Origin of the sequence: Paraburkholderia fynbosensis (genome assembly GCF_902859935.1) — a bacterium.
In the GTDB taxonomy this organism is placed as follows: Bacteria; Pseudomonadota; Gammaproteobacteria; order Burkholderiales; family Burkholderiaceae; genus Paraburkholderia; species Paraburkholderia fynbosensis.
On record NZ_CADIKI010000002.1, the window covers coordinates 282,293 to 307,227 of the forward strand.

Sequence of the window (24,935 nt, forward strand, 5' to 3'; positions counted from 1 at the left end):
ATCACGCCGCGCTGCCGGCTCCGCTAAACTGCCGGATTGGACAATCAATCGGAGACCGGGATGTCGCCCAGGGACTTGCTGCTCGCGCTGGTGGTGGTGCTCGCGTGGGGCGTCAATTTCGTCGTGATCAAGGTGGGCCTGCACGGGGTGCCGCCGATGCTGCTCGGCGCCTTGCGCTTCACGGTCGCGGCGGTGCCGGCGGTGTTCTTCGTCAAACGCCCGAACCTGCCATGGCGCTGGCTGCTCGCATACGGCGCGACGATCTCGTTCGGACAATTCGCTTTTCTGTTCTCGGCGATGTACGTCGGCATGCCGGCCGGGCTTGCTTCGCTGGTGCTGCAGGCCCAGGCGTTCTTCACGCTGATGTTCGCGGCGCTGTTCCTGCACGAGCGGTTTCGTTTGCCGAACGTCGCGGGTTTGCTGATCGCGGCGGGCGGGCTCGCGGTGATTGGCCTGCAAGGCGGCCATTCGATGAGCGTCGCCGGTTTCGTGCTGACGTTGTGCGCCGCGTGCATGTGGGCGCTCGGCAACATCGTCACGAAGAAAGTCGGCAAGGTCGATCTCGTCGGGCTCGTGGTGTGGGGCAGTCTGATTCCGCCGCTGCCGTTCTTCGCCGCGTCGTATCTGTTCGAGGGGCCGCAGAAGATGGCCGCGGCACTGACGGGCATCAGTGCGATGTCGATCTTCGCGATCGTGTATCTCGCCTTCATCGCGACATTGCTCGGGTATGGCTTGTGGAGCCGCCTACTGTCACGCTATCCGGCGAGCCAGGTCGCGCCGTTTTCGTTGCTGGTGCCGATCGTCGGGCTGGCGTCGGCGTCGCTGCTGCTCGACGAGCAATTGACCATGGCGCAAATCGGCGGCGCGCTGTTGGTGATGGCGGGCCTCGCCGTGAACGTGTTCGGCGGCTGGGTCGTGCAGCGGTTGACGCCGGCGCGTTGAGCCTGCCGAGCGCCGGTCGTGCGCGCGAACGCATCAGGAACAACGGCCGCATCGAGCGGCCGTTTTTCATTGCGTGGCGGCACGCCAATGCATCACGTCATGCGGTTTTTCGCCAGCGGCGGGTTCGCCGCGAAATAGCGCTTGATGCCGGTCAGGATCGCGTCGGCCATCTTCTCGCGATAGGCGTCGTCGTTCAGACGGCGCTCCTCGTCCGGGTTGCTGATGAACGCGGTCTCGACGAGGATCGACGGAATGTCCGGCGCCTTCAGCACGGCGAACCCCGCCTGTTCGACCGAGCCCTTGTGCAGCTTGTTGATCCCGCCGATTTCCTTCAGCACGAAGTTGCCGTAGCGCATCGAATCGCGAATCTGCGCGGTGGTCGACATATCGAACAGCGCACGGTTGACGGTGGCGTCGGCGGACTTGATGTTGATCCCGCCGATCTGATCCGACGAGTTCTCCTTGTTCGCCATCCAGCGCGCGGCAGCGCTCGACGCGCCATGTTCGGACAGCGCGAACACCGACGAGCCCTTCGCCTCCGGCGTGGTGAACGCGTCCGCGTGGATCGACACGAACAGATCCGCACCGACGCGCCGCGCTTTTTGCACGCGCACGTTCAGCGGCACGAAGAAGTCGGCGTCGCGCGTCATCATGGCGCGCATGTTCGATTGCGCGTCGATCTTCGCGCGCAGCTTCTTCGCGATGTCGAGCGCGACGTGCTTCTCGTAGGTGCCCGAGCCGCCGATCGCGCCCGGGTCTTCGCCGCCATGACCCGGGTCGATGGCGACCGTCAGCAGACGCACCGTGTTGCTCTTGGCGGATTTGGGCGTGCTGAACGCGTAGGTGTCGCCGCCGTCCGTATCGTCGCTGTCCTGGCTGCGCGCGCTATTGCCGCTGTTGCCGCCTTTGTTGTTGCGCGCAATCGCGGCGGGCGGCGCGAGAGGGGCGAGCGGCGCTGCCGGCTTGCCCGCGATGATCGGCGCGGTAGGCGTGGGGGTGACGTGCACGGACGGACGCGGCACATTCGGCGCAGTGTTGCCGCCGCCGTTCTGCGCATAGCGCTCGAAGAATGCTTCGCTGTTGTCGGCGGTGGGCGGCGTGCCGGGGCCGCTCAGCGTGGCGGGCGGCACGCCATTCTCTTCGTTCAGCGTCTGCTGCTTGTGCTCGGTCTGCGCGAGCAGGTCCATCAGTGGATCGGGCGCGACCGCCGGATAGAGGTCGAACACCAGCCGGTACTTGTACGTGCCGACCGGCGGCAGCGTGAATACCTGCGGCTTCACCGAACCCTTCAGGTCGAACACCATACGCACCACGTGCGGCTGATATTGCCCGACCCGCACGGACGAAATCTGCGGATCGTTCGGCGTGATCTTCGAGACGAGATCCTTGAGCGCCTGATCGAGATCGAGGCCGCTCAGATCGACCACCAGCCGGTCCGGTCCCTGCAACAATTGCTGTGCGTTCTGCAACGGCTGATCGGATTCGATCGTCACGCGCGTGTAGTCGCGCGCCGGCCAGACGCGCACGCCGAGCACCGAACTGGCCATGGCCAGACGCGGCGCGACGAGGCCGAGCACGAGCGTGGAGGCGCCCGCCCGCAGAATCTGCCGGCGCCGCCAGTTATGCGTTGCGGTGGCCGCCGATTCGATCGAGCGGAACGGTTTGATCAACATCTTTCGAGACATGCCTTTCCTGATTCGCTGTATGCCCGTGCGACGAGCACGCGGCCGTCGCCGTCACTGTCGAGGTCGAGCGAGAAGACGAGATCCGGCACGCCGAGAAGACGCCCTGCGCGTTGCGGCCATTCGACGAGGCAGACCGCGCCGCTGTCGAAGTATTCGCGAAAGCCCGCGTCGGCCCATTCGGCCGGATCGGTGAATCTGTACAGATCGAAGTGATAGAGCGCGAGTTCCCCGAGTTCCCCGAGTTCGCCTTGTTCACCTTGCCGTGGTTCGAGCACGTAAGGTTCGACGAGCGTGTAAGTGGGACTGCGCACGCGGCCGGTGTGGCCGAGGCCGCGCAAGGTCGCGCGCACGAGCGTGGTCTTGCCCGCGCCAAGGTCGCCGACGAGTTGCACCTGCAGTCCGTGGAACGCGTTGCCACGTCGGGCGATCGTTGCGCGCACGCTTTCGATCGCCTGCGCGAAGCGCTCGCCGAAGGCGAGCGTGGCGGCTTCGTCCGCGAGCGCGAAGACGCGTTCGAGCAGGACGGCGGCGGGCGGTTGAATCGCGTGATCGGAGTTGGCAGACATTCTCGTAAAATGGCGTGATGAACCGAAGTCCGGAGTCCCCTGTTTCCAGCACGCCCGCGTCCGTCGACGCCGCGCGTGCCGTGCGTCATTTCGATGAAGCGGCGCTGAATGCGCTCGCGCTGAACATCAAAAGCTGGGGCCGTGAATTGGGTTTCGGGGCGATCGGCATTAGCGACACCGACCTCTCCGCTGCTGAAGCGCCGCTTGCAGCGTGGCTGGAAGCGGGGTGCCACGGCGAGATGGATTATATGGCGAAACACGGGATGAAACGCGCGCGCCCGGCCGAGCTTGTGGCCGGCACGCGACGCGTGATTACCGCGCGTATCGCCTATTTGCCTTTCGACACGCTGAGCGGCAACGCGAACCAGAGCACCACGCAGGAAGGGCCGCTCGCACGCGAGTGGCGCGCAGCGGAGCAGGCGCGGCTCGCGGACCCGTCGGCGGCGGTGGTGTCGATCTATGCGCGCGGGCGCGACTATCACAAGGTGATGCGTAACCGTCTGCAACATCTGGCCGAGAAAATCGAAGCCGAGATCGGCGGGTTCGGCTACCGTGTATTTACCGATTCGGCGCCGGTGCTGGAAGTAGAACTTGCGCAGAAGGCGGGCATCGGCTGGCGCGGCAAGCACACGCTGCTGTTGCAACGCGACGCCGGGTCGCTGTTTTTCCTAGGTGAAATCTATGTCGACGTGCCTTTGCCGACCGATGCCGAAACCTTGCCCGAGATCGCGCCGGAAACGCCGGGCTCGCATTGCGGCAGTTGCACGCGCTGCATCGGCGCATGTCCGACCGGGGCGATCGTCGCGCCTTACAAGGTCGATGCGCGCCTGTGCATCTCGTATCTCACGATTGAACTCAAAGGCAGTATTCCCCTGGACATGCGGCCGCTGATCGGCAATCGTGTGTATGGCTGCGACGATTGCCAGCTCGCGTGTCCATGGAACAAGTTCGCGCAGGCTGCGCCGGTCGCCGATTTCGATGTGCGGCATGGGCTCGATCGCGCGTCGCTGGTCGAGCTCTTCGCGTGGAGCGCGGACGAGTTCGATACGCGCATGCAGGGCAGCGCGATTCGCCGCATCGGCTACGAGAGCTGGCTGCGTAATCTCGCAGTGGGGATGGGTAATGCGCTCAGAGCGTCTGCGGGAAGTTTGAATGGCGCGGCGCGCGAGGCGATCGTGCAGGCACTGCGGCAGCGCGCCGACGACCCTTCCGCCGTGGTGCGCGAGCATGTGGAGTGGGCGTTGGAAGCGGCGTAGAGTAGCGGCAGTTCATTCAGCGAGATGTTTTTGTACGGCGCGGTTTGCGCATACGGTTCGCGTAGAGCGCCTGCCCATCCATGCAGGTTGCTACGTGGCCGTTGCAAGCCAGTGCGCCGCGTCTGTCAGGAGCAGGCAACCATGTTCAACGCAGTGATCGATGCACCGTTCGGCAAGGTCGGCATTCGTGTCGAAGGCGAGGCCGTGCGCGAGATCGTCTATCTGTCGGATTCGGTGCAGAGCGTCACGCCCGACACGCCGTTGGCGCGGCAAGCGGTCGAGCAGATCGAACGATATTTCGAGCAGCCGTCCGCGCGGTTCGAGTTGCCGCTGGCGTCCGTCGGCACCGCGTTTCAGCGGCGGGTGTGGCAGGCGCTCTGCGAGATTCCGCCCGGCGTCGTGCTGACCTACGGACAGTTGGCGAGGCAGTTGGGCAGCGTGCCGCGCGCGGTCGGCCAGGCTTGCGGTGCGAATGACTTTCCGATTGTGATTCCGTGTCATCGCGTCGTGAGTTCGAGCGGTATCGGCGGCTTCGCGCATCACGCCGAAGAGGGCTTCTTTCGCAACGTCAAGCGCTGGCTGCTGGCGCATGAGGGCATTCCGTACGCATGAGCGACATCACCGCAGACGGCGCGAGCGTCGTGTCACCTTCGTCCGCTTCATCGCCGGAGCTGCTCGCGAGCCTCGCGTCGATCGACGTGTTCTGCGACGCGCTGTGGCTCGAGCACGGGCTGTCGCGCAACACGCTCGAGGCGTACCGCCGCGACCTGCGGCTGTTCTCGGAATGGCTCGCGGCGAGCCGCAACATGTCGCTCGATACAGTCGGCGAAGCCGACCTCAACGCGTACAGCGCCGCGCGCCAGCACGACAAATCGACCTCGGCGAACCGGCGTCTCTCGGTGTTTCGCCGCTACTACGCGTGGGCGGTGCGCGAGCATCGCGCGACGGTCGATCCGACACTGCGCATCCGTTCGGCGCAGCAGCCGCCGCGTTTTCCGTCGACGCTCACCGAAGCGCAAGTCGAAGCTTTGCTCGGCGGGCCCGACATCGCCACCGCACTGGGCTTGCGCGATCGCACGATGCTGGAGCTGATGTACGCGAGCGGTTTGCGCGTTACCGAACTCGTCACGCTGAAGACGGTGGAAGTGGGACTGAACGAAGGTGTGGTGCGCGTGATGGGCAAGGGCTCGAAGGAGCGCCTGATTCCGTTCGGTGAAGAGGCGCATGGATGGATCGAGCGTTATCTGCGCGAGGCGCGCCCTGCGCTGCTCGGCGCGCGCGCCACCGATGCGCTGTTCGTCACGAGCCGTGCCGAAGGCATGACGCGCCAGCAGTTCTGGAACATCATCAAACGCCACGCGGCGGCGGCCGATGTGCACGCGCCGTTGTCGCCGCACACGTTGCGGCACGCGTTCGCGACGCACCTGCTCAATCACGGCGCCGACCTGCGCGTCGTGCAACTGCTGCTCGGCCATACCGATATCTCGACTACGCAGATCTATACCCACGTGGCCCGCGAACGGCTGAAGTCGCTGCATGCGCAGCATCATCCGCGAGGATGAGGCGCGCTTGCGTTGCGCGCGCGCGGCGCATGCCGTTGCGCCTGCTTCAGACGAATTCGCGCAGCCGGTGTTTGAGGATCTTGCCGGTCGAAGCGGCCGGCAGCGCGGCGAGCACTTTCAATTCGGCAGGCCGCTTGTACGGCGCGAGACGCTCCCCGCACCACGCGATCAAGTCGGCGGGCGTCACGCTCGCGCCCGCCGTCAATTCGACGAACGCGATCACTTCCTCGTTGCCCTCGACCGCCCGTCCGATCACCGCCGACTGCACGACTTGCGGATGCGCATTCAACACATGCTCGACCTCGGCCGGATAGACGTTGAACCCCGAGCGGATGATCAACTCCTTGCTGCGCCCGACGATATGCAGCGCGCCGTCCGTGTCCTGGCGCGCGAGATCGCCGGTCTTGAGCCAGCCGTCCGCGGTCACGGCCGCGCGGGTTTGCTCCGGACTGCGGTAGTAGCCGAGCATCACGTTCGGCCCGCGCACCCATAGCTCGCCGATTTCTCCCGGCGCCGCGTCGGCACCGTCGAGTCCGACGAACTTCACCTCGACGCCCGGAATGACCTCGCCGACCGAGCAGTCGCTGCGTGGCGCGTCGAGCATCGTGTGCGATACCGTGGGGCTGCTCTCGGTCATGCCGTAGCCGTTGTGCAGCGGCAGACCGTAGACGGCTTCGACCTGTGCCTTGAGCGCGGCGTCGAGCGGCGAGCCCCCCGAGTAGGCAAAGCGCAGGTGCGGCGCGGACCACGGAAGGCGGCGCGTCTGCAGATGTTCGAGCAGTTTGGCGTGCATGGCCGGCACGCCCTGGAAGATCGACACGCGTTCGTCGGCGAGGGCGCGGCGCACGGCTTCCGGCGCGAAGCGCGGCGCGAGCCGCAAGGTCGCGCCGGCGTGCAGGCTGCCCAGGCACACCGACGCGAAGCCGTACACGTGCGAGATCGGCAGCACGGCATAGACGACGTCGCCGGGACCGACCTTGCGCAGGCGGCTCGACACCGCGGCGATGTACAGCAGGTTGCGATGCGACAGCATCACGCCTTTTGGCGCGCCGGTGGTGCCGGTGGTGTAAATCAGCGCGGCGCATTGGCGGTGGTTGGCGGCTTCGACCGGTTCGGCTAGCGCCGCGCTGTCCACGGTGTACGCCCACGCGCCGATGTCCGGCGTGATGGCCGGCGCTGGCGTCGCCTGGTGGCGCAGCGCGTGCTGTTGGGCATCACCGGATTCCACCGCGTACGCGACCACGCGAGGTTGTGCGTGCGCGCGGATCGCGTCGAGTTCGGCTGCGGACAGGCGGGCGTTCGACACCAGCGCCCACGCGTCGAGCCGCGCGGTCGCGAACAGCAGCACGATCTGCGCGATGCTGTTTTCCGCGACGATCATCACGCGGTCGCCGCCGCGCACGCCCCATGCGCGCAGCAGGGCCGTGACGGCGTCGACGGCTTGCAGCAGTTGCGCGCTGGTCAACTGGCGCGCGTCCTCGATCAAGGCGATGTGCTGCGGATCGCGCGCGGCGGCGAGCGCCGGAATCTCGGCGATGCGCGCCGGCAGCGCGGCGAGCAGGGCGGGGATGTCGATTGTGGAACGGCTGGATGAGTCGAGATTCAACGTTGTCTCCTGTGTCGATCGGAGTTAGCGCTTTAGCGCTTACTCCGATCCCATGCCAACGGCGGTCGACCGGAGTTAGCGCTTTGGCGCTTACTCCGATCCCATGCCAACGGCCGCCGATCGGACCTGGCGCTTTTCCGAACGATCGTGCCACACCCGCATGGACCGCACAATCGGCCGTTCGGCAAATAGCCGATGTGCAAACTCGCCATTACAATGCGCCGATGAGCAAATCCAGACACGTTTCCGAAACGCCGGCCACGCAGTTTTTGCGCCGCCATGGCGTCATGTTCGGCGAGCATCCTTACGATTACGTCGAGCACGGCGGCACCGGCGAGTCGGCGCGCCAGCTCGGCGTGGACGAGCATCATGTCGTGAAGACCCTCGTGATGGAAGACGAACACGCGAAGCCGCTGATCGTGCTAATGCACGGCGACCGCACCGTCAGCACCAAAAACCTCGCCCGGCAGATCGGTGCAAAGCGCGTCGAGCCCTGCAAGCCCGAGGTGGCGAACCGGCATTCCGGCTATCTGATCGGCGGCACGTCGCCGTTCGGTACGCGCAAGCAGATGCCGGTCTACGTGGAGTCGAGCATTCTCGAAATGGACAGGATCTGGCTGAACGGCGGCCGGCGCGGCTTTCTGGTCAGCATCGAACCGACGGTGCTGACCGATCTGCTGGCGGCGAAGGCGGTGCAGTGCGCGAGCGTCGATTGACGTTTGCGCGAATGTTTTCCGTGCGGCCGCGTTCGGTAGAATGTGCGCCGCTTTGTTCCGAGTTGCGTTCCCTGTTGCGGTTGGAGTATCAAGTTTCAGACCGCTGATCCTTATAAGAGTCCCAGATGCAAAACCTGATCGTTGCTGTCGTTGCCTATCTGATCGGTTCGGTGTCGTTCGCCGTGATCGTGAGCGCCGCAATGGGCCTCGACGACCCGCGCTCATACGGCTCAGGCAACCCCGGCGCCACCAACGTGCTGCGCAGCGGCAGCAAGAAGGCGGCGATTCTCACGCTGATCGGCGATGCTTTCAAGGGCTGGCTCCCGGTGTGGTTCGTCGTGCACTTCGGCGCGCGCTACGGGCTGGACGAGACGTCGGTGGCGATTGCGTCGGTCGCGGTGTTTCTCGGCCACCTGTATCCGGTGTTCTTCCGCTTCAAGGGTGGCAAGGGCGTGGCGACCGCAGCGGGCGTGCTGCTCGCGATCAATCCGACGCTCGGCATCGCGACCCTGCTGACGTGGCTGATCGTTGCGTTCTTTACGCGTTATTCCTCGCTGGCGGCGCTGGCCGCTGCGGTGTTCGCGCCGCTTTTTTACGCGTTTCTGTTCGGGCCGCGCGTGATCGCGCTGGCGATCGTCGTGATGAGTTCGCTGCTGGTGTGGCGCCATCGCGGCAACATCGCCAAGCTGATGCGTGGGCAGGAAAGCCGCATCGGGGATAAGAAGAAGGCGGCTACGCCGGCGGCGGGTAACGACCTTTGAGGATGGATGGGGCGTGCATGCCACACGAGTGGCGCTTCGATTGATCGCGCAAGCCGTCTCATCTGGACTGCCCGCAGACCGGCCGTTGCTGCTGCCCGGGCGGTGTGGCGGCGATACGGGACTTCATTCGGGTTGCTCGCTGACTCCGCCCAGGCCGTGCGCTGCGACTGCGAAACCCGGCGCGGCCGGCTAGCCGGCAACTTACGAGTACGTGTTGGGCGGCGCACTGGTAAGGCGACCCCGGTGTGGAAGGCTCGCAAGCCCTGCGCGGGGGCACGCCTCGCGCTTGCCCGTTGCCCATGATCCGTTCTCCTCCCTGGGGACATAGCCGCGCCCCCTGAGCCTCAGTCCCGGAAGTTATTGAAGTCGAGTGGCGTATCGGTCACGTCCTTGCGCAGCATCGCAATCACGCTTTGCAGATCGTCGCGCTTGCCGCCGGTGATGCGCACCGCGTCGCCCTGAATGCTCGCCTGGACCTTGATCTTGCTGTCCTTCACGAGACGCACGATTTTCTTCGACAGATCGCCCGACACACCCTTCTTGATCTTGATGACCTGCTTGACCTTGTCGCCGCCGATCTTCTCGATCTTGCCGTAGTCGAGAAAGCGCACGTCCACGTTGCGCTTGGCCATTTTCGACAGCAGCACGTCCTTCACCTGGCCGAGCTTGAAGTCGTCGTCGGCATAGGCGGTGATTTCGTTTTCCTTATGTTCGACGCGCGCGTCCGACCCTTTGAAGTCGAAGCGCGTGGAAATTTCCTTGTTGGACTGTTCGATCGCGTTCTTGACTTCGATCATGTTCGCTTCGCAGACGACGTCAAACGATGGCATTGCATTCTCCCAATAGTGCTGCGGTGCGTGACGCGGCCGGTCGGCTGCGCACGGGGCACTCGCTATAATCACGAACCGGACGTCATTTTACCGACGCCACTCCCTTTTGCCCAAGGCCGCCGCGCATTGTCGCGCGGCCGGGGCGCGATCTGGTCTCTTTCGCTGCTTCATTCTCCTCGATTCCGATGTCCCACTCCGATTCCGCCGCGTTCATTGCCGGCTATCCGCTGAAGGCGCACAACACCTTTGGTTTCGATGTCCGCGCGCAGTTTGCATGCCGCATCGAGCGCGAAGCGCAATTGATGGCCGCGGTGCGCGACGCCCGCGCGGCGGGACTGCCGCGCCTCGTGCTGGGCGGCGGCAGCAACGTCGTGCTGACCGGCGACTTCCCCGGCCTGGTGCTGCTGGTGGCATTGCGGGGCCGCCGCCTCGTGCGCGAGGACGATGACGCATGGTACGTTGAGGCGGCCGGCGGCGAACCGTGGCACGAGTTCGTCGCATGGACTTTGTCGCAGGGATTGCCGGGGCTGGAGAATCTCGCTTTGATTCCTGGCACGGTCGGCGCGGCGCCGATTCAGAATATCGGCGCCTATGGATTGGAAATGTGCGAGCGGTTCGCCTCGCTGCGGGCCGTGGAGCTGGCCACGGGCGACGTCGTCGAGTTCGACGCCGAGGCCTGTGGGTTCGGCTATCGCGACAGCTTCTTCAAGCGGGCAGGGCGTGACCGGTTCGTGATCACGTCGGTGACGTTCCGCTTGCCGAAGGTCTGGCAGCCGCGCGCCGGTTACGCGGATCTGGCGCGTGAGTTGGCCGCGGGCTCTGACCGTGCCACGGGCGGTGACAGGCCGCCGACCGCGCGCGCCATCTTCGATGCGGTGGTGGCGGTGCGGCGCGCGAAGCTGCCCGATCCGCTGGAACTCGGCAACGCCGGGAGTTTCTTCAAGAATCCGGTGGTCGACGCGGCGCAGTTCGACGCGTTGAAGAGCCGGCAGCCGGATGTCGTGTCCTATCTTCAGGCGGATGGGCGGGTGAAGCTCGCGGCGGGCTGGTTGATCGACCGATGCGGCTGGAAAGGCCGTGCGATGGGCGCGGCGGCCGTGCATGAGCGGCAGGCGTTGGTGCTCGTGAATCGTGGCGGCGCGAGCGGTGCGGACGTGTTGGCGCTTGCCGATGCGATTCAGCGGGACGTGCTGGAGCGATTCGGTGTGGAGTTGGAAGCGGAGCCGGTTTGTTTGTGACGCGGCGGGCGCGGGTGCGGCCGACTGAGTTTGAGGCGCCGAAGTCTTGCTGCCAGCGCTCTCAGAAGTGGTTCGACGCTGCGCTGGGCGCGTTGTGACTGGTTAGGCGGAACGCTGAATGAAAAAAGCGCCGGGAGTTCTCTCCCGGCGCTTTTTTATCGTCTGCGTTTGGATCAGGCCTCGCCTTCAGCGCTTGACTTCGCTCGCGCGAAATTAGCCTTCACCGAACGCCCACCCTCAGTCGCGCTGACGGCGCGCATTTTCCGCAATCCGCATACGCAGTGCATTCAGCTTGATGAAGCCGCCGGCGTCCGCCTGGTTGTATGCGCCGCCGTCGTCGTCAAACGTGGCGATGGTCTTGTCGAACAGGGTTTCCTTCGAATCGCGCGCGACCACCGAGACGCTGCCCTTGTACAGCTTCACACGCACCCAGCCGTTGACCTTTTCCTGCGTGTGGTCGATCAGCACCTGGAGCGCGCGGCGCTCCGGGCTCCACCAGTAGCCGTTATAAATCAGCGCTGCGTAGCGGGCCATCAGGTCGTCTTTCAGGTGAGCGACTTCACGGTCGAGCGTGATCGACTCGATGCCGCGGTGCGCTTTCAGCATGATCGTGCCGCCCGGCGTTTCATAGCAGCCGCGCGACTTCATGCCGACGTAACGGTTTTCCACCAGATCCAGACGGCCGATGCCGTGCTTGCCGCCCAGGCGGTTCAGTTCGGTCAGCATTTCCGCGGCCGACAGACGCTTGCCGTTGATCGCGACCGGGTCGCCGTGCTCGTACTCGATGTCGAGGTATTCGGCCTGGTCCGGCGCCTGTTCCGGCGACACGGTCCAGCGCCACATATCGGCTTCGGCTTCCGCCTTCGGGTCTTCCAGGTGACGGCCTTCGAACGAGATGTGCAGCAGGTTCGCATCCATCGAATACGGCGCGCCGCCTTGCTTGTGCTTCATTTCGATCGGAATGCCGGCTTTTTCCGCGTACGCGAGCAGCTTTTCGCGCGACAGCAGGTCCCATTCACGCCACGGTGCGATGACCTTGATGCCCGGTTCCAGCGCGTAGTAACCGAGTTCGAAGCGAACCTGGTCGTTACCCTTGCCGGTGGCGCCGTGCGACACCGCTTGCGCGCCGGTGGCGCGGGCGATTTCGATCTGACGCTTGGCGATCAGCGGACGCGCGATCGACGTGCCCAGCAGGTACTCGCCTTCATAGATCGTGTTGGCACGGAACATCGGGAACACGAAGTCGCGCACGAATTCTTCGCGCAGGTCTTCGATGAAAATGTTTTCCTGCTTGATGCCGAGCTGCAGGGCCTTCTTGCGCGCCGGCTCCAGCTCTTCGCCCTGGCCGATGTCGGCCGTGAACGTGACGACTTCGGCGTCGTAATTGTCCTGCAACCACTTCAGGATGACGGAGGTGTCGAGGCCGCCCGAATAGGCGAGCACGACTTTCTTGATATCGCTCATGGTGAACTCGTAGCTGGAAAAAGCGGGAAAACAAGGCGCGCCGGCGGTTCCGGAGCGCGGAAAACCACTATTTTGACACTAAACCGCCGGGCGCCCGCGTTTTTGGAGCAGTGCGGTGATGCAGCCGGGTCCAGTTGCAACCGTGGACGCCGGCCCGATGCGCGGCGCGGACGTGGACGCGTTCCCTGGTAGTCAAGGCCCGTCGCGCTTCACGCAGATTTCACGCGGGTACTGCAGGGAGTGAAAAAAGCTCGCTCAGTGATTCAGCTTGCCGAGCAGCAGATATTCCAGCAACGCCTTTTGCACGTGCAGGCGATTTTCCGCCTCGTCCCACACCACACTTTGCGGGCCGTCGATCACTTCCGCGCTGACTTCCTCGCCGCGGTGGGCGGGCAGGCAGTGCATGAAGAGCGCGTCCGGGTTGGCGCGCGCCATCATTTCGGCGTCGACGCACCAGTCTGCGAAGGCTTTCTTGCGCGCTTCGTTTTCGGCTTCGAAGCCCATGCTGGTCCAGACATCGGTGGTGACGAGATCGGCGCCCGCGCAGGCTTCGTTCGGGTCGTCGAATTCTTCGTAGAACGGCGCGCTTTCGGCGGCGACCATCGCGCGGTCGAGCTTGTAGCCCGGCGGCGTGGATAGCCGCAGCCTGAAGCCGAGAATCTGCGCGGCTTCGATCCACGTGTACAGCATATTGTTGGCGTCGCCGACCCACGCAACCGTCTTGCCGCGAATCGGGCCGCGATGCTCGAAGTACGTGAAGATGTCGGCCAGCACCTGGCAGGGGTGATATTCGTTGGTCAAGCCGTTGATCACCGGCACTCGGGAATTTTCCGCAAAGCGCTGGATGATGTCCTGGCCGAAGGTGCGGATCATGATGATGTCGACCATGCGCGAAATCACCTGCGCAGCGTCTTCGATCGGCTCGCCGCGGCCGAGCTGCGTGTCGCGCGTGCTCATGAAGACGGCGTGACCGCCCAGCTGGAAGATGCCGGCTTCGAACGACAGGCGGGTGCGTGTCGAATTCTTTTCGAAGATCATGGCCAGCGTGCGATCGTGCAGCGGGTGGTAGGTCTCGTAGTTCTTGAATTTGCGCTTCAGAATGCGCGCGCGTTCCAGCACGTACTCGTAGTCTTCCAGCGAGAAATCCTTGAACTGCAGGTAGTGGCGAATTTTCTTGGCGGTCATGAAACAAATACGGCGGACTCACCCGGCAGGATTGCCGGACGGCGCCGCCGTCGTTTGTGGTAACCCAATGCAGCATAAAGGATTTCGCCCCGTTTGACGAGTCGGCCAAAGGGCCAAGAAAGCTGTCCGAAAGCGTCGCACCGCTGTCGGACGAGGCTTGTGTGCGCTGCGGAAAAAGGTCCGCTGCGCTATAATCTGGCGGTTCTCCCAAAGCCCGGCAGGTCGGAATCCGGCCTGCGGGACACGGCTCGCGCGGTTCGGAAAGCCTGCTCGCGGTGCGCCGTCATGACAAGCGACGAGGCTGCCCAGCCGGCCCGTGGCGTTTTCTGGTGGCGCGGCTCGCCATCGCGGCGTACAGCCGCGATGCAGGCATTTGAAGCCGGCGCGTGCCGTCGGCTTTGCCGTCATCACGCTGGGCAGTTACACAGGTATTCCTACATGGCCGAAGCAGCTCCAACCGAATTTTTCATTCAGGGCATTACGTCGACCGGAAAGCGATTCCGGCCGAGCGACTGGTCGGAGCGGCTCGCCGGTGTGATGGCATGTTTTGGGCCGGGAGCGAAGAAGGGGCCGAACGCCTATATGCAGTACTCGCTGTACGTGCGGCCAACCATGATCGGCGATCTCAAATGCGTGATTCTCGATTCGCGCCTGCGCGACATCGAACCAATGGCCTTCGATTTCGTGCTCAACTTCGCAAAAGACAACGACCTCGTCGTGACCGAGGCGTGTGAGTTGCAACTCGAGCACGCTGCCGTGCCGCAAGCCAAAAGGCACGTGATATAACGCAGGCCGCGCCGGATCTGCAAAAGCGAAAAAACCCGCAATTAGCGGGTTTTTTTGTGCGTGATGCGGGGGGCAGGGCGGTCCGTCAATTACGAGCGCGCGGCGCCGAACTGTTGCGGCAGCGTGCGAATCGGTCTGTTCCAAGCAAAAAAGCCCGCCGAGGCGGGCCTTTCTGTGCAGCGGAAACAGGAGGTAGCCCACCGAAGCGGGCTGACCGGAATTACTGTGCTGCGGACGCTTGCAGACCCTTGATGGCTGCAGCGAGACGGCTCTTATGGCGAGCAGCCTTGTTCTTGTGAACGATGTTCTTGTCGGCGATGATGTCGATGGTCTTCGACGATGCCTGGAAGATTTCCGCGGCCTTGGCCTTGTCGCCGGCGTCGATCGCCTTGCGAACAGCCTTGATAGCCGTGCGGAACTTCGAGCGCAGTGCCGAGTTGTGCGAGTTTGCCTTGGCGGCCTGGCGGGCGCGCTTGCGTGCTTGTGCGGAGTTAGCCATGACGGTTCCTTATCCTGTTCCTGTTTCCAGTACCTGACCTTCAAGTGGTGAGGTGCTGCTTTTAGATCCGAACTCTTGGAAGCGATTGCCCAAGAGCGCAAAAAGTGTCGAAAAAATCGATCGAACTACGCGAAGGCGGGCCTGTATTTCCGGCGATTCGAGGACGTCGCCAAGCGGCTTAGAGCCGGCCTGGCCGTTGTCCCGGAGCGCGTCCGAAAACTGAGCGAGCTTCGAAACCGGCGATTATAGCAACAAAATCAGGCACGTGGCAACGGGAATGCGTGAGCGCGCCGCGTGGGCCTGTCGCGGGAAGGCTCGCATCCTTCGGCGGGGATGGGGTGGCGAAAGCGGCGCGGCCGGGGCGACGCGAGTCCGGAACGACCGTTCCGGCGCAGGTTTCGTGACGCACGGCACGGCCCGACGCGCCGCAAAAAAATGCGCCGATCAGCCGATCGGATCGAACGTCTGCGCAGCAAATCGGTCCGAATCGCGTTCCGGCTCGTCGTCCGCACTTGCGGCACCCGTATAATAGGCGCCCCATGAATCTAATCCGAGCCCTGCTGACGGTCAGCGGCTTCACGCTGCTGTCGCGCGTGACCGGACTGGCCCGCGAAACGCTGATCGCTCGCGCGTTCGGCGCCAGTCAATACACTGACGCGTTCTACGTCGCCTTCCGTATCCCCAACCTGCTGCGCCGCATTTCCGCCGAAGGCGCGTTCTCGCAGGCCTTCGTGCCGATTCTCGCCGAGTTCAAGAACCAGCAGGGCCACGACGCCACCAAAGCGCTCGTCGACGCCACCTCGACCGTGCTCGCATGGGCGCTGGCGGTGCTGTCGCTGATCGGCGTGGCGGGCGCGTCGGGAGTGGTGTACGTCGTCGCTTCGGGCCTCGCGCACGAGGGCGAGGCGTACGCGCTCGCGGTCACGATGACGCGCATCATGTTCCCGTACATCATTTTCATCTCGCTGACCTCGCTGGCGTCGAGCGTACTGAATACGTACAAGAACTTCTCGCTGCCCGCATTCGCGCCGGTATTGCTGAACGTGGCCTTCATCGTCGCGGCGGTGTTCGTCGCGCCGCGTCTGCAAACACCGGTCTATGCGCTCGCGTGGGCGGTGATCGCCGGCGGCATCCTGCAGTTCATCGTACAACTGCCGGGGCTGAAAAAGATCGACATGGTGCCGCGCATCAGCCTCAATCCGTTGCGCGCGCTCGCGCATCGCGGCGTGAAGCGGGTGCTGTCGAAGATGGTGCCGGCGATGTTCGCCGTGTCGGTCGCGCAGATCAGCCTCATCATCAACACGAATATCGCGTCGCGCATTGGGCCGGGGGCGGTGTCGTGGATCAACTACGCCGATCGGCTGATGGAATTTCCGACCGCGCTGCTCGGCGTCGCGCTGGGCACGATCCTGCTGCCGAGCCTCTCGAAGGCGCACGTCGATGCCGACGCCCGCGAATATTCGTCACTGCTCGACTGGGGTTTGCGCGTTACATTCCTGCTGGCCGCGCCGAGCGCGGTCGCGCTGTTCTTCTTCGCGCAGCCGCTGACCGCGGTCCTGTTCAACTACGGCAAGTTCGACGGCCACTCGGTCGTGATGGTGAGCCGCGCGCTGGCCGCCTATGGCGTCGGCCTGATCGGTCTGATCCTGATCAAGATTCTCGCGCCCGGCTTCTACGCGAAGCAGGACATCAAGACGCCGGTCAAGATTGGCGTCGGCGTGCTGATCGCCACGCAGTTGAGCAACTACGTATTCGTGCCGCTTTTCTCGCATGCAGGCCTTACGCTGAGCGTCGGGCTCGGCGCTTGCGTCAATGCATTGCTACTGTTTGTCGGTCTGCGCAAGCGCGGCATTTATATGCCCTCAGGTGGCTGGCTCAAATTTTTCGTACAGTTGTTCGGCGCCTGTCTGGTGCTGGCCGGCACGATGCGCTGGCTGGCGATCAACTTCGACTGGATCGCCATGCATGACCGGCCGGTCGACCGGATGGTGCTGTTGGGCGCGTGCCTCGTGCTGTTCGCCGCGCTATATTTCGGTATGCTTTGGCTGATGGGCTTCAAGTACGCGTATTTCAAAAGGCGAGTGAAGTGATCACGATGACGCGGGTTCTCGACTATTTCAGCACGCTCGTCGCCGAAGACGACAGTCTCCCACTGACCGAGGCGGCGCTCTCCCTCGCGCAGGACGCCTACCCCGATCTCGATCTGCAAGCCACGCTCGCCGAGATCGACGAACTGGTGGTGCGCCTGCAGCGCCGCATGCCGGCCGACGCCGACATCAAACAAAAGCTCGGCATTCTGAACCGGTTCTTCTTCCGCGAGCTCGGCTTTGCCGCCAACCTCAACGACTATTACGATCCCGACAACAGCTATCTGAACGCGGTGCTCAAGCGCCGCCGCGGCATTCCGATTTCGCTTGCGGTGCTGTATCTGGAGATGGCCGAGCAGATCGGCATCCCGGCGCGCGGCGTGTCCTTTCCGGGGCACTTCCTGCTGCGCGTGACGACGCCCGATGGCGAAGAGATGCTCGATCCGACCACCGGCCAGTCGCTGACCGAAACGCAGATGGTCGAGATGCTCGAGCCGTATGTGGCGTCGGCGGGCGAGTCGGTGAGCCGGGCGCTGCGCATGCTGCTGCAGCCGGCGACGCGCCGCGAGATCATCGCGCGGATGCTGCGCAATCTGAAGTCCACCTACCTTCAAACCGAGCGCTGGCAGCGCCTGCTGGCGGTGCAGCAGCGTCTCGTGATCCTGCTGCCGGACAACATCGAAGAGGTGCGCGATCGCGGCTTCGCATACGCGCGGCTCGATTACCTGCGCCCCGCGCTCGAAGACCTCGAAAGCTATCTGGGCGACCGGCCGGATGCCGAGGACGCGACGGTGGTCGAGTCCCAGTTGCATGAGTTACGCCAACGTACCCAGCACGACGATCGCGAATAGCGCCCGGTGCTTTCCCGCACGCCGCTTTAAAACAGAGCGCCCGCACATGATTCATGTGCAGGCGTTTTTTTTCGGGCATGCCGCATCAGGCGGCAGGTGGGCGCATCGTTACTTCGGCTGCATGCGGATGGCGCCGTCCAGACGAATCACTTCGCCGTTGAGCATCGGATTGTCGAAGATCTGTTTGGCCAGCATCGCGTATTCGGCCGGCTTGCCGAGGCGCGGCGGGAACGGGACCATCGCGCCGAGCGCGTCCTGCACTTCCTGCGGCATGCCAAGCAGCATTGGCGTTTCGAAGATGCCCGGTGCGATCGTCATCACGCGGATCGCGTTGCGCGACAGGTCGCGTGCGATCGGCAACGTCATGCCGACCACGCCGCCTTTCGACGCCGCATAGGCCGCCTGGCCGATCTGGCCATCGTACGCGGCCACGGATGCCGTGTTGATGATAACGCCGCGTTCGCCACTCGCATTCGGCTCGTTCTTCGACATTGCCGCGGCGGCGAGCCGGATCATGTTGAAGGTGCCGATCAGATTGATCGAGATGGTGCGCGCGAACGAGTCGAGCGGATGCGGGCCGTCCTTGCCGACCGTTTTGACGGCCGGTGCTACGCCCGCGCAGTTGACGAGACCGCGCAGCGTGCCGAGCTTCGTCGCGGCTTCGACGGCCTGGATCGCGTCGTCTTCGCGGCTCACGTCGCATTTGACGAACACGCCGCCGAGTTCCTTGGCGAGCGCCTCGCCGGCATCCTGATTCAGGTCGGCGAGCACCACCTTCCCGCCGTTCTCGACGAGCAGGCGCGCGGTGGCGGCGCCCAGACCCGATGCACCGCCGGTGATCAGGAACGCATTGTCACGAATCTCCATGTCTACTCCTTTGCTACGGTTGTTCAGTCGTCTCTCGATCGAATATTTTTTCGATGATCGATTGTAGCGGCTATGGTGCAATGCGGAAAGCGCGGCGCAAGCAGGCAAACCGCTACGGATGTCTAACTAATCTGGATGGGTGTGATCAGCAGGGAATGGAAGGCGAGGCCCGCCTGAGCCGTCGGCCCAATTAAAAACCCGCCGGCAGGGGCGGGTTTTTCGTCAAAACAGAAGCGATCGGCAGCGAGCTTACTTCAACGCGTCGAATACGCGAGTACGAATCTCGTCGACGCTGCCGAGGCCCGAAATGCGGCGGTACTGCGGCGCCTTCAATGCGGTCGATGCATCGCCGTTCTTCGCCCAGCCGTTGTAATACTCGATCAGCGGCTTGGTCTGCGCCTCGTACACCTCCAGACGCTTCTTGACCGTTTCTTCCTTGTCGTCGTCGCGCTGGATCAGCGGTTCGCCGGTCACGTCGTCCACGCCTTCGACTTTCGGCGGATTGAACTTGACGTGATACGTACGGCCCGAAGCGGCGTGCGAGCGGCGGCCGCTCATACGCACGATGATTTCGTCGAACGGCACGTCGATTTCCAGCACGTAGTCGATCGCGACGCCGGCCTGCTTCATCGCTTCCGCTTGCGGAATGGTGCGCGGGAAACCGTCGAACAGATAGCCGTTCTCGCAGTCCGGCTGTTGCAGACGTTCCTTCACCAGGTTGATGATGAGTTCGTCCGTGACCAGCTCGCCGGCATCCATGAAGCGCTTGGCTTCGAGGCCCAGCGGCGTGCCTGCCTTGACGGCCGCGCGCAGCATGTCACCGGTGGAAATTTGCGGAATGCCGAATTTTTCCTTGATGAAGTTCGCCTGAGTGCCCTTGCCCGCACCGGGTGCACCCAAAAGGATCAAACGCATGTGATATCTCCAGATCTATGTGAATTCTTCGATGCCGCTGCAGCCATCCCACGATTCGTCGAGGGACCCGCATCGGCTACCGTGGCAGGTCTCGCGCTGCACGTCGAAACACGACGGCGCTGCAAGAGGGCAACGGTGCGACCGGGCAAACCCTGAGTTTCGCTGCTTTCGCTGGGGATGGGAGGCGCGTTTAAGCGTCCGATTATGCCATGGGTTTTTGTGCTCAAGACCCGAATAAAGCCTGTACGCGCGCGAGGTCCGCGGGTGTATCGACGCCGGGCAGCGGCGCGTCCGGCGTGACGAGCACCGCGATGCGCTCGCCATGCCACATCGCGCGAAGCTGTTCGAGCGCTTCAACCTGTTCGATTGGCGAGATCGCAAGACTCGGGTACGTGCGCAGGAACTGCGCGCGATATGCATACAGCCCGATATGCCGGTGAACCACCGCGGGCGCAGGCGGGACGGGCATCGATGCGATCTTCGGCCAGTGCGGCTGATAGGCGTCGCGAGCCCACGGAATCGGCGCGCGCGAGAAGTACAGCGCGACGCCGTGCGCGTCGAGCACGACCTTGACGACGTTCGGATTGAAGATTTCAGCGGGGTCGGTGATCGGATGCGCGGCGGTGGCGATCGCACAACCGCTGTTCGCCGCGAGGTGCGACGCGACGCCGCACACCAACGCCGGGTCGATCAGCGGTTCATCGCCTTGCACGTTGACGACGATTGTGTCGTCGCTCCAGCCGAAGTGCGTCGCGACTTCCGCGAGACGGTCGGTGCCCGACGGATGGTCGGCGCGCGTCAGCACGGCTTCGAAGCCGTGATCACGTGCCGCGTCGAGCACCGCTTGCGCGTCGGACGCGACCAGCACCTGCTGCGCGCCCGACTCGCGCGCGCGTTCGGCGACCCGCACCACCATCGGCTTGCCGCCGACATCGGCGAGTGGCTTGTTGGGCAGACGCGTCGAAGCGAGCCGGGCCGGTACGACGGCAATGAACGGGGCAGTGGCGGTGTGGGCTTGGGTCATCGGGAAGGCGAGCAGCGATCAAGCGGGAGGAAGCGCCCGCGCAGGCAGCGCGTGCGCAAACGGGAAAGACGGTCGCCGGCGCGCAGCAACGGCGCGGGGAGTGCCGACGCGTGGCCGCCCCGTGCGGGCAAACCTGACCTCAGGCGACCGAGCCCGGATTCAGATCGACCGGCGTGCCTTCCACGGTCTGCCTGGCTTCGTCGACGAGCATCACGGGAATGCCGTCGCGGATCGGGTACGCGAGCTTGTCCGCGTTGCAGATCAGCTCCTGCGCGCCACGGTCGTAGCTGAGCGGGCCCTTGCAGATCGGGCAGACGAGAATTTCAAGCAGGCGAGCGTCCACGAACTTTCTCCACAACTAATGCAATGAGGCGATGATCGAGCGCGGCTTCGACCGGGACAACCCAGATGCGCGCATCGTGCCAGGACCCTAATTTTACCGCATCCTTTTCGGTTATCAGGATCGCATCGGCGTCGACGTCCGTAAAAGGATTGCGCTCGAACGCGTAGTGATCGGGCAGCGCGCGCGTGGCGGGCGCGAGACCGGCGGCGCGCAGCGTCGCGAAAAAACGCTCCGGCGCGCCGATGCCGGCTGCAGCCAGCACGCGCTCGCCGCTGAATTGCGCGAGCGGACGGCGAAGTGCGGGGTTCTCCAGATGCCACGCGTCGGCGGGGGCGAGTTGCAGCGCGAACGTGTTCGGCCAAGGTGGAAGTGCGCGCGCGTAGGGGTCGTTGACGAGCGTTGCATCGCGGCGGCGCGACAACGGCTCGCGCAGCGGGCCGGCCGGCAGCAGAAAGCCGTTGCCACCGAGCCGGTGATCGAATACGACCAGTTCGGCGTCGCGTGCGAGGCGGTAATGTTGGAGGCCGTCGTCGCTCACGATCACGTCGACGTCGCGATGTGCGGCGCACAACGCTTGCGCGGCGGCCACCCGGTCCGGACAGACCCACACCGGCGCGCCGGTGCGACGCGCGATCAGCAACGGCTCGTCGCCGCCGACCGCTGCCGCCGATGCGGGCGTGATCGGCGTCGGCGTCCGGACGCGTGCACCGTACCCGCGCGACACCACGCCGGGATTGAAGCCCGCGGCGCGTAAGGCTTCAACCAGCGCGATCACGGTCGGCGTCTTGCCGGTACCGCCGACGGTCACGTTGCCGACCACCACCACCGGCACGCCGACGCGCACGGATTTCAACCAGCCCAGCGAGAAGGCGGCGCGCCGTGCACCGGCAATCGCGCCGAACAGGCACGCGAGCGGCGTCAGCGCCCACGCGAAAGGGCCGCGCTGTTGCCACTCGCGGGCGAAACGGGCTTCGAGACGATCGCCGAGTTCGCTCATGGATTGGTCGCGCGGACGAGCGGTGCGCCGTTCGCCGGGTGGGGGCGGCGCGGCGGCGTGGAGGTGCCAGCCGCAATACGCGGGGTCTGCATCAACGCGGTTCTCCGGACAGTCGAAAGTGAGGCGAAAAATGAAGCAGCGGCATTGTTCGCCGCACTCGCGCGGTGGCCACATCGGCGTCCTTTGCGCGGCGTTCGGCATGCCGTCGAACCCACCACTCTAGCGCGTGGGCGCCCCGCCCGGCAAGCCGCGCGGCGCATGTGCTGCGGTGAGTTGCAGCTGAGCTCGCTCTCCACGGCCTGTGGATAACTTTGTGGAGAACCTGCCGACGAACCGCCGGAAAGGGCTGTCGTGAGCCGCGCGCATCGGAAAGTGCCGCTGTTACCCAGTTATAAACGCCATATAAATCAACGGTATGCCTGGAATCCATGCGCGCCGGTGGGAGATCTGGCGGTATCTGTCTGGCAACTCCCGCCATGTGGACACTTTTAACAGTTCAGCGACTACGCTGGACGCGGATAGCCAGTCGGTCTATTGTCTGTCCGGCCAGTCACGGATATTCCCTCGCATGAATCCCGAAAGTCCCTTTTCTTCGTCGGCGGCGCCCGGCGGTGAAGTCGTCGTTCCCGTTTCCGCGCTCAACCGGGCGATCGGCACGATGCTCGAACGTTCGTTTCCGCTCGTCTGGGTGGCCGGCGAAGTGTCCAACTTCACCCGCGCCGCAAGTGGCCACTGGTATTTCTCGATCAAGGACGCGCAGGCGCAAATGCGTTGCGTGATGTTCCGGGGACGGGCTCAATATGCCGAGTTCACGCCGCGCGAAGGCGACCGCATCGAAGTGCGCGCGCTCGTCACGATGTACGAGCCGCGCGGCGAACTGCAACTGAACGTGGAAGCGGTGCGCCGCACCGGTCAGGGGCGGCTCTACGAAGCGTTTCTCCGGCTGAAGGCGCAGCTCGAAGCGGAGGGGCTCTTTGCCGCCGAGCGCAAGCGCGCGTTGCCGACCCATCCGCGGACGATCGGCATCGTGACGTCGTTGCAGGCCGCGGCGCTGCGTGACGTGCTGACTACGCTGGCGCGCCGTGCCCCACACATTCCGGTGATCGTTTATCCCGCGCCGGTGCAGGGCATCGGCGTCAGCGGCAAGCTCGCGGCGATGGTCGAGGCGGCCGGCGCGCGGCGCGAAGTCGACGTGCTGATCGTGTGCCGCGGTGGCGGCTCGATCGAAGACCTGTGGGCGTTCAACGAAGAAGTGCTGGCGCGTGCAATCGCGGAAAGCGCGATTCCCGTGGTGAGCGGCGTCGGTCACGAAACCGATTTCACGATCGCCGATTTCGCTGCCGACGTGCGCGCGCCGACGCCGACCGGCGCGGCCGAACTCGTCAGCCCGCAGCGCGTGTTGCTGCTGCGCGAACTCGATCATCGGCACGCGACGCTCGCGCGCGGCTTCGGCCGCATGATGGAGCGGCGTGCGCAGCAACTCGACTGGCTCGCTCGCCGTCTCGTGTCGCCGGTTGAGCGGCTCACGCGGCAACGCACGCATCTGCAGCAACTGAGTGTGCGGCTCGCGTCGGCGGGCGCGCGTCCGGTGCGTGACGCGCGAGCACGTTTTTCGCTGCTGCAGATGCGCTGGCAGCGTTGGCGTCCGGATCTCGCCGCGCATCGGACGAAGCTCGGCAGTCTTTCGCAACGTCTGGACGCGGCCTTGTTGCGCCAGCATGAGCGTCAGGTCGCGCGGATCGACACGCTAGCCGCACGGCTCGAAGTGCTGAGTCCGCAGCGCACGCTGGAGCGCGGTTATGCCGCGATGATCGACGCGCAGAGCGGGCGTGCAGTGCGCGCGCCGTCGTCGTTGCGACCGGGGCGGCGCCTGACTGTCCATCTCGCCGAAGGCTCGGCCGACATCGCACTGGCCGACGTGCAAGCGCGTCTCACGGACGGTTTCTGACACTTCGCCGACATTCGCGACAGCCGTCCTTGCAGCGAGCGGATGAGCCGGGCACGGGCCATGCGATCGCACTGATTACGCTGCGCGCGCGGTCTGTTTTCCGCTGCCGGGCGTAAAGTCCGTTGGTTTGCGGGGTTATTCCAACTCGCCTACAATCGAGTGCTCATAAGCGTTATCCGCAGACTCCCCCACAACAGATACAGACAGAAGGAAAGCACCATGGAACATACGCTCCCGCCGCTGCCGTTCGCGAAAAACGCACTCGCTCCGCACATGTCGGAAGAGACGCTCGAGTTTCACTACGGCAAGCATCACCAGACCTATGTGACCAACCTGAATAATCTGATCAAGGGCACGGAGTTCGAAAACCTGTCGCTGGAAGAGATCGTCAAGAAGTCGTCGGGCGGCGTGTTCAACAACTCAGCTCAAGTGTGGAACCACACGTTCTTCTGGAACAGCCTCTCGCCGCAAGGTGGTGGTGCACCGACCGGCGCGCTGGCCGACGCGATCAACGCCAAGTGGGGTTCGTTCGACAAGTTCAAGGAAGAATTCGCGAAGACCGCAGTCGGCACGTTCGGCTCCGGCTGGGCATGGCTCGTGAAGAAGGCCGACGGTTCGCTCGACCTCGTGTCGACGAGCAACGCCGCTACGCCCCTGACCACGGATGCCAAGGCACTGCTGACGATCGACGTGTGGGAACACGCGTACTACATCGACTACCGCAACGCGCGTCCGAAGTTCGTCGAAGCGTACTGGAACATCGTCAACTGGGAATTCGCGTCGAAGAACTTCGCGTGAGATTGCTGT

The 24,935-nt window shown here is 64.4% G+C and carries 24 protein-coding genes; 12 read left to right on the forward strand and 12 right to left on the reverse strand.

The annotated features are described in order from the left end of the window. Positions 1–60 precede the first annotated feature (60 nt). On the forward strand, positions 61–942 hold the full coding sequence (locus HV770_RS04275) for an EamA family transporter (protein WP_175158247.1): 882 nt from the start codon (positions 61–63) through the stop codon (positions 940–942). A gap of 92 nt (positions 943–1,034) precedes the next feature. Here the strand turns inward: HV770_RS04275 and HV770_RS04280 are convergent, their stop codons facing one another. Next, complete coding sequence (locus HV770_RS04280; RefSeq protein WP_175158248.1) at positions 1,035–2,627, reverse strand: N-acetylmuramoyl-L-alanine amidase; 1,593 nt, start codon at positions 2,625–2,627, stop codon at positions 1,035–1,037. Next, positions 2,609–3,193, reverse strand: coding sequence for a tRNA (adenosine(37)-N6)-threonylcarbamoyltransferase complex ATPase subunit type 1 TsaE (gene tsaE / locus HV770_RS04285; protein WP_175158249.1), 585 nt, complete (start codon positions 3,191–3,193; stop codon positions 2,609–2,611). Before tsaE ends, HV770_RS04280 begins: the two co-directional genes overlap by 19 nt. A gap of 17 nt (positions 3,194–3,210) precedes the next feature. Between tsaE and queG the strand changes: the two genes are divergently transcribed. The 3 genes from queG to xerD all read left to right on the forward strand — a co-directional run bounded on the left by queG (position 3,211) and on the right by xerD (position 6,011). Next, positions 3,211–4,449: a tRNA epoxyqueuosine(34) reductase QueG gene (queG, locus tag HV770_RS04290; protein WP_175158250.1), complete on the forward strand. Its 1,239-nt coding sequence runs from the start codon at positions 3,211–3,213 to the stop codon at positions 4,447–4,449. Between the two features lie 141 nt (positions 4,450–4,590). Then, the gene (locus tag HV770_RS04295; RefSeq protein ID WP_175158251.1) at positions 4,591–5,061 is read left to right on the forward strand and encodes a methylated-DNA--[protein]-cysteine S-methyltransferase; all 471 of its coding nucleotides are present in this window, start codon (positions 4,591–4,593) and stop codon (positions 5,059–5,061) included. Beyond that, positions 5,058–6,011 carry a site-specific tyrosine recombinase XerD gene (xerD, locus tag HV770_RS04300; RefSeq protein ID WP_175158252.1) on the forward strand — a complete coding sequence of 318 codons (954 nt, stop codon included), beginning with the start codon at positions 5,058–5,060 and terminating at the stop codon, positions 6,009–6,011. The genes HV770_RS04295 and xerD overlap by 4 nt, the downstream gene beginning before the upstream one ends. Positions 6,012–6,057: 46 nt before the next feature. Here the strand turns inward: xerD and HV770_RS04305 are convergent, their stop codons facing one another. Next, a complete protein-coding gene (locus tag HV770_RS04305) occupies positions 6,058–7,617 on the reverse strand; it encodes a class I adenylate-forming enzyme family protein (protein WP_175158253.1) in 1,560 nt (519 codons plus the stop codon). 224 nt (positions 7,618–7,841) lie between these two features. On the opposite strand from HV770_RS04305, the gene ybaK reads away from it, so the two are divergent. Continuing rightward, positions 7,842–8,333: a Cys-tRNA(Pro) deacylase gene (gene ybaK, locus HV770_RS04310; protein WP_175158254.1), complete on the forward strand. Its 492-nt coding sequence runs from the start codon at positions 7,842–7,844 to the stop codon at positions 8,331–8,333. 125 nt (positions 8,334–8,458) lie between these two features. Next, positions 8,459–9,094 (forward strand): glycerol-3-phosphate 1-O-acyltransferase PlsY, encoded by a 636-nt coding sequence (gene plsY, locus HV770_RS04315; protein WP_175158255.1) that lies wholly within the window; start codon positions 8,459–8,461, stop codon positions 9,092–9,094. Between the two features lie 344 nt (positions 9,095–9,438). Here the strand turns inward: plsY and HV770_RS04320 are convergent, their stop codons facing one another. After that, a complete protein-coding gene (locus HV770_RS04320; RefSeq protein WP_007180572.1) occupies positions 9,439–9,924 on the reverse strand; it encodes a YajQ family cyclic di-GMP-binding protein in 486 nt (161 codons plus the stop codon). A gap of 185 nt (positions 9,925–10,109) precedes the next feature. Between HV770_RS04320 and murB the strand changes: the two genes are divergently transcribed. Then, complete coding sequence (gene murB / locus HV770_RS04325; RefSeq protein ID WP_175158256.1) at positions 10,110–11,162, forward strand: UDP-N-acetylmuramate dehydrogenase; 1,053 nt, start codon at positions 10,110–10,112, stop codon at positions 11,160–11,162. A 237-nt stretch (positions 11,163–11,399) separates the two neighbouring features. Here the strand turns inward: murB and HV770_RS04330 are convergent, their stop codons facing one another. Together HV770_RS04330 and argF are read right to left on the reverse strand one after the other, a co-directional pair. Further along, the gene (locus HV770_RS04330; RefSeq protein WP_175158257.1) at positions 11,400–12,626 is read right to left on the reverse strand and encodes an argininosuccinate synthase; all 1,227 of its coding nucleotides are present in this window, start codon (positions 12,624–12,626) and stop codon (positions 11,400–11,402) included. 255 nt (positions 12,627–12,881) lie between these two features. After that, positions 12,882–13,811, reverse strand: a complete 930-nt coding sequence (gene argF / locus HV770_RS04335) for an ornithine carbamoyltransferase (RefSeq protein WP_175158258.1) — start codon at positions 13,809–13,811, stop codon at positions 12,882–12,884. A 438-nt stretch (positions 13,812–14,249) separates the two neighbouring features. Between argF and HV770_RS04340 the strand changes: the two genes are divergently transcribed. Then, positions 14,250–14,597 (forward strand): DUF3579 domain-containing protein, encoded by a 348-nt coding sequence (locus tag HV770_RS04340; RefSeq protein ID WP_168665907.1) that lies wholly within the window; start codon positions 14,250–14,252, stop codon positions 14,595–14,597. A 220-nt stretch (positions 14,598–14,817) separates the two neighbouring features. Here the strand turns inward: HV770_RS04340 and rpsT are convergent, their stop codons facing one another. Then, positions 14,818–15,096 carry a 30S ribosomal protein S20 gene (gene rpsT / locus HV770_RS04345; RefSeq protein WP_012434165.1) on the reverse strand — a complete coding sequence of 93 codons (279 nt, stop codon included), beginning with the start codon at positions 15,094–15,096 and terminating at the stop codon, positions 14,818–14,820. A 539-nt stretch (positions 15,097–15,635) separates the two neighbouring features. On the opposite strand from rpsT, the gene murJ reads away from it, so the two are divergent. After that, a complete protein-coding gene (murJ, locus tag HV770_RS04350; RefSeq protein WP_175158259.1) occupies positions 15,636–17,186 on the forward strand; it encodes a murein biosynthesis integral membrane protein MurJ in 1,551 nt (516 codons plus the stop codon). A gap of 5 nt (positions 17,187–17,191) precedes the next feature. Continuing rightward, entirely contained in the window at positions 17,192–18,034 is an 843-nt protein-coding gene (locus tag HV770_RS04355; protein ID WP_175158473.1) for a SirB1 family protein, read from the forward strand. Positions 18,035–18,142: 108 nt separating this feature from the next. Here the strand turns inward: HV770_RS04355 and HV770_RS04360 are convergent, their stop codons facing one another. The 5 genes from HV770_RS04360 to lpxK form a co-directional block, all read right to left on the reverse strand. Continuing rightward, complete coding sequence (locus HV770_RS04360; protein WP_175158260.1) at positions 18,143–18,901, reverse strand: 3-hydroxyacyl-CoA dehydrogenase; 759 nt, start codon at positions 18,899–18,901, stop codon at positions 18,143–18,145. A gap of 249 nt (positions 18,902–19,150) precedes the next feature. Continuing rightward, positions 19,151–19,816 carry an adenylate kinase gene (adk, locus tag HV770_RS04365; RefSeq protein ID WP_175158261.1) on the reverse strand — a complete coding sequence of 222 codons (666 nt, stop codon included), beginning with the start codon at positions 19,814–19,816 and terminating at the stop codon, positions 19,151–19,153. A 223-nt stretch (positions 19,817–20,039) separates the two neighbouring features. Then, positions 20,040–20,840 carry a 3-deoxy-manno-octulosonate cytidylyltransferase gene (kdsB, locus tag HV770_RS04370; RefSeq protein WP_175158262.1) on the reverse strand — a complete coding sequence of 267 codons (801 nt, stop codon included), beginning with the start codon at positions 20,838–20,840 and terminating at the stop codon, positions 20,040–20,042. Positions 20,841–20,979: 139 nt separating this feature from the next. Continuing rightward, positions 20,980–21,183, reverse strand: a complete 204-nt coding sequence (locus tag HV770_RS04375; protein ID WP_121315547.1) for a Trm112 family protein — start codon at positions 21,181–21,183, stop codon at positions 20,980–20,982. Then, on the reverse strand, positions 21,164–22,180 hold the full coding sequence (gene lpxK / locus HV770_RS04380; RefSeq protein WP_175158263.1) for a tetraacyldisaccharide 4'-kinase: 1,017 nt from the start codon (positions 22,178–22,180) through the stop codon (positions 21,164–21,166). Before lpxK ends, HV770_RS04375 begins: the two co-directional genes overlap by 20 nt. Positions 22,181–22,748: 568 nt before the next feature. On the opposite strand from lpxK, the gene xseA reads away from it, so the two are divergent. Continuing rightward, positions 22,749–24,128, forward strand: coding sequence for an exodeoxyribonuclease VII large subunit (gene xseA / locus HV770_RS04385; protein WP_175158264.1), 1,380 nt, complete (start codon positions 22,749–22,751; stop codon positions 24,126–24,128). 219 nt (positions 24,129–24,347) lie between these two features. Then, on the forward strand, positions 24,348–24,926 hold the full coding sequence (gene sodB / locus HV770_RS04390; protein WP_042321432.1) for a superoxide dismutase [Fe]: 579 nt from the start codon (positions 24,348–24,350) through the stop codon (positions 24,924–24,926). Positions 24,927–24,935: the final 9 nt, after the last annotated feature.

Bases quoted from the DNA above. Each gene is read 5' to 3' on its own strand.
- HV770_RS04275 (WP_175158247.1), top strand. From the start codon at position 61: ATGTCGCCCAGGGACTTGCTGCTCGCGCTGGTGGTGGTGCTCGCGTGG.
- HV770_RS04280 (WP_175158248.1), bottom strand. From the start codon at position 2,627: ATGTCTCGAAAGATGTTGATCAAACCGTTCCGCTCGATCGAATCGGCG.
- tsaE (WP_175158249.1), bottom strand. From the start codon at position 3,193: ATGTCTGCCAACTCCGATCACGCGATTCAACCGCCCGCCGCCGTCCTG.
- queG (WP_175158250.1), top strand. From the start codon at position 3,211: ATGAACCGAAGTCCGGAGTCCCCTGTTTCCAGCACGCCCGCGTCCGTC.
- HV770_RS04295 (WP_175158251.1), top strand. From the start codon at position 4,591: ATGTTCAACGCAGTGATCGATGCACCGTTCGGCAAGGTCGGCATTCGT.
- xerD (WP_175158252.1), top strand. From the start codon at position 5,058: ATGAGCGACATCACCGCAGACGGCGCGAGCGTCGTGTCACCTTCGTCC.
- ybaK (WP_175158254.1), top strand. From the start codon at position 7,842: ATGAGCAAATCCAGACACGTTTCCGAAACGCCGGCCACGCAGTTTTTG.
- plsY (WP_175158255.1), top strand. From the start codon at position 8,459: ATGCAAAACCTGATCGTTGCTGTCGTTGCCTATCTGATCGGTTCGGTG.
- HV770_RS04320 (WP_007180572.1), bottom strand. From the start codon at position 9,924: ATGCCATCGTTTGACGTCGTCTGCGAAGCGAACATGATCGAAGTCAAG.
- murB (WP_175158256.1), top strand. From the start codon at position 10,110: ATGTCCCACTCCGATTCCGCCGCGTTCATTGCCGGCTATCCGCTGAAG.
- HV770_RS04330 (WP_175158257.1), bottom strand. From the start codon at position 12,626: ATGAGCGATATCAAGAAAGTCGTGCTCGCCTATTCGGGCGGCCTCGAC.
- argF (WP_175158258.1), bottom strand. From the start codon at position 13,811: ATGACCGCCAAGAAAATTCGCCACTACCTGCAGTTCAAGGATTTCTCG.
- HV770_RS04340 (WP_168665907.1), top strand. From the start codon at position 14,250: ATGGCCGAAGCAGCTCCAACCGAATTTTTCATTCAGGGCATTACGTCG.
- rpsT (WP_012434165.1), bottom strand. From the start codon at position 15,096: ATGGCTAACTCCGCACAAGCACGCAAGCGCGCCCGCCAGGCCGCCAAG.
- murJ (WP_175158259.1), top strand. From the start codon at position 15,636: ATGAATCTAATCCGAGCCCTGCTGACGGTCAGCGGCTTCACGCTGCTG.
- HV770_RS04355 (WP_175158473.1), top strand. From the start codon at position 17,192: ATGACGCGGGTTCTCGACTATTTCAGCACGCTCGTCGCCGAAGACGAC.
- HV770_RS04360 (WP_175158260.1), bottom strand. From the start codon at position 18,901: ATGGAGATTCGTGACAATGCGTTCCTGATCACCGGCGGTGCATCGGGT.
- adk (WP_175158261.1), bottom strand. From the start codon at position 19,816: ATGCGTTTGATCCTTTTGGGTGCACCCGGTGCGGGCAAGGGCACTCAG.
- kdsB (WP_175158262.1), bottom strand. From the start codon at position 20,840: ATGACCCAAGCCCACACCGCCACTGCCCCGTTCATTGCCGTCGTACCG.
- lpxK (WP_175158263.1), bottom strand. From the start codon at position 22,180: ATGAGCGAACTCGGCGATCGTCTCGAAGCCCGTTTCGCCCGCGAGTGG.
- xseA (WP_175158264.1), top strand. From the start codon at position 22,749: ATGAATCCCGAAAGTCCCTTTTCTTCGTCGGCGGCGCCCGGCGGTGAA.
- sodB (WP_042321432.1), top strand. From the start codon at position 24,348: ATGGAACATACGCTCCCGCCGCTGCCGTTCGCGAAAAACGCACTCGCT.